Here is a 5,623-nt window from a genome sequence, read left to right as displayed (position 1 = left end):
GGAATTTAATCTTGACGATGACCTACTCTCACATGGGGAAACCCCACACTACCATCGGCGATGCATCGTTTCACTACTGAGTTCGGGATGGGATCAGGTGGTTCCAATGCTCTATGGTCGTCAAGAAATTCGGGTACTGAGTCGTGGCCAGTTGGCCTCGCTTCAGCAAATTGGGTATGTGATAGCTTTCGGTGCTTTGTGAGCGTCGAACTTTCGGTTCATTTCGTCTTCACACACCGCAATCTGATGCTCGTTAGAGTAATCAAATTGCTTGGGTGTTATATGGTCAAGCCTCACGGGCAATTAGTATTGGTTAGCTCAACGCCTCACAGCGCTTACACACCCAACCTATCAACGTCGTAGTCTTCGACGGCCCTTCAGGGAACTCAAGGTTCCAGTGAGATCTCATCTTGAGGCTAGTTTCCCGCTTAGATGCTTTCAGCGGTTATCTATTCCGAACATAGCTACCCGGCAATGCCACTGGCGTGACAACCGGAACACCAGAGGTTCGTCCACTCCGGTCCTCTCGTACTAGGAGCAGCCCCTCTCAAATCTCAAACGTCCACGGCAGATAGGGACCGAACTGTCTCACGACGTTCTAAACCCAGCTCGCGTACCACTTTAAATGGCGAACAGCCATACCCTTGGGACCGGCTTCAGCCCCAGGATGTGATGAGCCGACATCGAGGTGCCAAACACCGCCGTCGATATGAACTCTTGGGCGGTATCAGCCTGTTATCCCCGGAGTACCTTTTATCCGTTGAGCGATGGCCCTTCCATACAGAACCACCGGATCACTAAGACCTACTTTCGTACCTGCTCGACGTGTCTGTCTCGCAGTCAAGCGCGCTTTTGCCTTTATACTCTACGACCGATTTCCGACCGGTCTGAGCGCACCTTCGTACTCCTCCGTTACTCTTTAGGAGGAGACCGCCCCAGTCAAACTACCCACCATACACTGTCCTCGATCCGGATAACGGACCTGAGTTAGAACCTCAAAGTTGCCAGGGTGGTATTTCAAGGTTGGCTCCACGCAGACTGGCGTCCACGCTTCAAAGCCTCCCACCTATCCTACACAAGCAAATTCAAAGTCCAGTGCAAAGCTATAGTAAAGGTTCACGGGGTCTTTCCGTCTAGCCGCGGATACACTGCATCTTCACAGCGATTTCAATTTCACTGAGTCTCGGGTGGAGACAGCGCCGCCATCGTTACGCCATTCGTGCAGGTCGGAACTTACCCGACAAGGAATTTCGCTACCTTAGGACCGTTATAGTTACGGCCGCCGTTTACCGGGGCTTCGATCAAGAGCTTCGCGTTAGCTAACCCCATCAATTAACCTTCCGGCACCGGGCAGGCGTCACACCCTATACGTCCACTTTCGTGTTTGCAGAGTGCTGTGTTTTTAATAAACAGTCGCAGCGGCCTGGTATCTTCGACCGGCATGAGCTTACGGAGCAAGTCCTTCACCCTCACCGGCGCACCTTCTCCCGAAGTTACGGTGCCATTTTGCCTAGTTCCTTCACCCGAGTTCTCTCAAGCGCCTTGGTATTCTCTACCCAACCACCTGTGTCGGTTTGGGGTACGGTTCCTGGTTACCTGAAGCTTAGAAGCTTTTCTTGGAAGCATGGCATCAACCACTTCGTTAACTAAAAGTTAACTCGTCATCAGCTCTCGGCCTTAAGATCCCGGATTTACCTAAGATCTCAGCCTACCACCTTAAACTTGGACAACCAACGCCAAGCTGGCCTAGCCTTCTCCGTCCCTCCATCGCAATAACCAGAAGTACAGGAATATTAACCTGTTTTCCATCGACTACGCTTTTCAGCCTCGCCTTAGGGACCGACTAACCCTGCGTCGATTAACGTTGCGCAGGAAACCTTGGTCTTTCGGCGTGGGTGTTTTTCACACCCATTGTCGTTACTCATGTCAGCATTCGCACTTCTGATACCTCCAGCAAGCTTCTCAACTCACCTTCACAGGCTTACAGAACGCTCCTCTACCGCATCACTTACGTGATACCCGTAGCTTCGGTGTATGGTTTGAGCCCCGTTACATCTTCCGCGCAGGCCGACTCGACTAGTGAGCTATTACGCTTTCTTTAAAGGGTGGCTGCTTCTAAGCCAACCTCCTAGCTGTCTAAGCCTTCCCACATCGTTTCCCACTTAACCATAACTTTGGGACCTTAGCTGACGGTCTGGGTTGTTTCCCTTTTCACGACGGACGTTAGCACCCGCCGTGTGTCTCCCATGCTCGGCACTTGTAGGTATTCGGAGTTTGCATCGGTTTGGTAAGTCGGGATGACCCCCTAGCCGAAACAGTGCTCTACCCCCTACAGTGATACATGAGGCGCTACCTAAATAGCTTTCGAGGAGAACCAGCTATCTCCGAGCTTGATTAGCCTTTCACTCCGATCCACAGGTCATCCGCTAACTTTTCAACGGTAGTCGGTTCGGTCCTCCAGTTAGTGTTACCCAACCTTCAACCTGCCCATGGATAGATCGCCCGGTTTCGGGTCTATTCCCAGCGACTAGACGCCCTATTAAGACTCGCTTTCGCTACGCCTCCCCTATTCGGTTAAGCTCGCCACTGAAAATAAGTCGCTGACCCATTATACAAAAGGTACGCAGTCACCCAACAAAGTGGGCTCCCACTGCTTGTACGCATACGGTTTCAGGATCTATTTCACTCCCCTCTCCGGGGTTCTTTTCGCCTTTCCCTCACGGTACTAGTTCACTATCGGTCAGTCAGTAGTATTTAGCCTTGGAGGATGGTCCCCCCATATTCAGACAAAGTTTCTCGTGCTCCGTCCTACTCGATTTCATGACTAAGAGATTTTCGCGTACAGGGCTATCACCCACTATGGCCGCACTTTCCAGAGCGTTCCGCTAATCTCAAAGCCACTTAAGGGCTAGTCCCCGTTCGCTCGCCACTACTAAGGGAATCTCGGTTGATTTCTTTTCCTCAGGGTACTTAGATGTTTCAGTTCCCCTGGTTCGCCTCTTAAGCCTATGTATTCAGCTTAAGATAACCATCTTATGATGGCTGGGTTCCCCCATTCAGACATCTCCGGATCAAAGTCTGTTTGCCGACTCCCCGAAGCTTTTCGCAGGCTACCACGTCTTTCATCGCCTCTGACTGCCAAGGCATCCACCGTATGCGCTTCTTCACTTGACCATATAACCCCAAGCAATCTGGTTATACTGTGAAGACAACATTCGCCGAAAATTCGAATTTCTCAATTAAGAGAACTCACAAATTTTACCTTAGCCTGAGCCGTTACCAGTGAAAGTAACGTTCAGTCTATCTTTCTATCACATACCCAAATTTTTAAAGAACGATCTAATCAAAGACTAGAAATCAACATTCATCACCGTCTTGGTGGAATGCTCATTTCTAAGCTTTCAAAACTTTCAGAAGCAGTAGTGGTGGAGCCAAACGGGATCGAACCGTTGACCTCCTGCGTGCAAGGCAGGCGCTCTCCCAGCTGAGCTATGGCCCCGTATTTCTACAGGCGTTTCCCACACAAAATTGGTGGGTCTGGGCAGATTCGAACTGCCGACCTCACCCTTATCAGGGGTGCGCTCTAACCAACTGAGCTACAGACCCAATTTCGGGCTGCTTCTTATCGTCTTCTTCAATGAATCAAGCAATTCGTGTGGGAACTTATGGAGCAGCTGATGTCGTCGATTAAGGAGGTGATCCAGCCGCAGGTTCCCCTACGGCTACCTTGTTACGACTTCACCCCAGTCATGAATCACACCGTGGTAACCGTCCTCCCGAAGGTTAGACTAGCTACTTCTGGTGCAACCCACTCCCATGGTGTGACGGGCGGTGTGTACAAGGCCCGGGAACGTATTCACCGCGACATTCTGATTCGCGATTACTAGCGATTCCGACTTCACGCAGTCGAGTTGCAGACTGCGATCCGGACTACGATCGGTTTTGTGGGATTAGCTCCACCTCGCGGCTTGGCAACCCTCTGTACCGACCATTGTAGCACGTGTGTAGCCCAGGCCGTAAGGGCCATGATGACTTGACGTCATCCCCACCTTCCTCCGGTTTGTCACCGGCAGTCTCCTTAGAGTGCCCACCATGACGTGCTGGTAACTAAGGACAAGGGTTGCGCTCGTTACGGGACTTAACCCAACATCTCACGACACGAGCTGACGACAGCCATGCAGCACCTGTCTCAATGTTCCCGAAGGCACCAATCTATCTCTAGAAAGTTCATTGGATGTCAAGGCCTGGTAAGGTTCTTCGCGTTGCTTCGAATTAAACCACATGCTCCACCGCTTGTGCGGGCCCCCGTCAATTCATTTGAGTTTTAACCTTGCGGCCGTACTCCCCAGGCGGTCAACTTAATGCGTTAGCTGCGCCACTAAGAGCTCAAGGCTCCCAACGGCTAGTTGACATCGTTTACGGCGTGGACTACCAGGGTATCTAATCCTGTTTGCTCCCCACGCTTTCGCACCTCAGTGTCAGTATCAGTCCAGGTGGTCGCCTTCGCCACTGGTGTTCCTTCCTATATCTACGCATTTCACCGCTACACAGGAAATTCCACCACCCTCTACCATACTCTAGTCAGTCAGTTTTGAATGCAGTTCCCAGGTTGAGCCCGGGGATTTCACATCCAACTTAACAAACCACCTACGCGCGCTTTACGCCCAGTAATTCCGATTAACGCTTGCACCCTCTGTATTACCGCGGCTGCTGGCACAGAGTTAGCCGGTGCTTATTCTGTCGGTAACGTCAAAACAATCACGTATTAGGTAACTGCCCTTCCTCCCAACTTAAAGTGCTTTACAATCCGAAGACCTTCTTCACACACGCGGCATGGCTGGATCAGGCTTTCGCCCATTGTCCAATATTCCCCACTGCTGCCTCCCGTAGGAGTCTGGACCGTGTCTCAGTTCCAGTGTGACTGATCATCCTCTCAGACCAGTTACGGATCGTCGCCTTGGTGAGCCATTACCTCACCAACTAGCTAATCCGACCTAGGCTCATCTGATAGCGCAAGGCCCGAAGGTCCCCTGCTTTCTCCCGTAGGACGTATGCGGTATTAGCGTCCGTTTCCGAACGTTATCCCCCACTACCAGGCAGATTCCTAGGCATTACTCACCCGTCCGCCGCTCTCAAGAGAAGCAAGCTTCTCTCTACCGCTCGACTTGCATGTGTTAGGCCTGCCGCCAGCGTTCAATCTGAGCCATGATCAAACTCTTCAGTTCAAACATCTTTGGGTTTTTAAGAAACCCTAAACTTGGCTCAGCAATCGTTGGTTACATCTTTGATTTCTCGCGGAGTAACTTGTGATGCTGATAATCTTGTTGACTATCAGTCTGACTCCACAAGCACCCACACGAATTGCTTGATTCAGTTGTTAAAGAGCGGTTGGTTAAGATCTTTCGTCTCAACCGAGGCGCGCATTCTACAGCAGCCTCATTTGCTGTCAAGTGATTATTTTCAGAAGCTTTCGAAGACTTCTTCAACAACTTCAACCACTTGCGCTTCCGATCTCTCGTTAGCGGGAGGCGAATTCTACAGCGTTACACGCTGCTGTCAACACCTCTTTTTCTCCGCTTTCGACCGAGAGGATCGAAACGTTAATAGAGCCAAACAACACTGC

2 tRNA genes and 3 rRNA genes are annotated in these 5,623 nt (G+C 51.0%); all 5 read right to left on the bottom strand.

Annotated elements, in window-relative coordinates:
* Positions 1-9 precede the first annotated feature (9 nt).
* A 5S ribosomal RNA gene (gene rrf, locus K7431_RS30725) occupies positions 10-125 on the bottom strand.
* Positions 126-282: 157 nt separating this feature from the next.
* Positions 283-3,174, bottom strand: a 23S ribosomal RNA gene (locus tag K7431_RS30720).
* Between the two features lie 249 nt (positions 3,175-3,423).
* A tRNA-Ala gene (locus K7431_RS30715) sits at positions 3,424-3,499 on the bottom strand.
* Positions 3,500-3,529: 30 nt separating this feature from the next.
* Positions 3,530-3,606: transfer RNA gene (locus K7431_RS30710), tRNA-Ile, on the bottom strand.
* An 82-nt stretch (positions 3,607-3,688) separates the two neighbouring features.
* Positions 3,689-5,225 (bottom strand): 16S ribosomal RNA (locus tag K7431_RS30705).
* Together the 16S, 23S and 5S rRNA genes with 2 tRNA genes alongside form the textbook arrangement of a ribosomal RNA operon.
* Positions 5,226-5,623: the final 398 nt, after the last annotated feature.

The sequence above is a fragment of the Pseudomonas fluorescens group sp. genome, assembly GCF_020093335.1.
Classification (GTDB): domain Bacteria; phylum Pseudomonadota; class Gammaproteobacteria; order Pseudomonadales; family Pseudomonadaceae; genus Aquipseudomonas; species Aquipseudomonas petroselini.
This window is presented reverse-complemented; position numbering and strand designations above follow the sequence as displayed.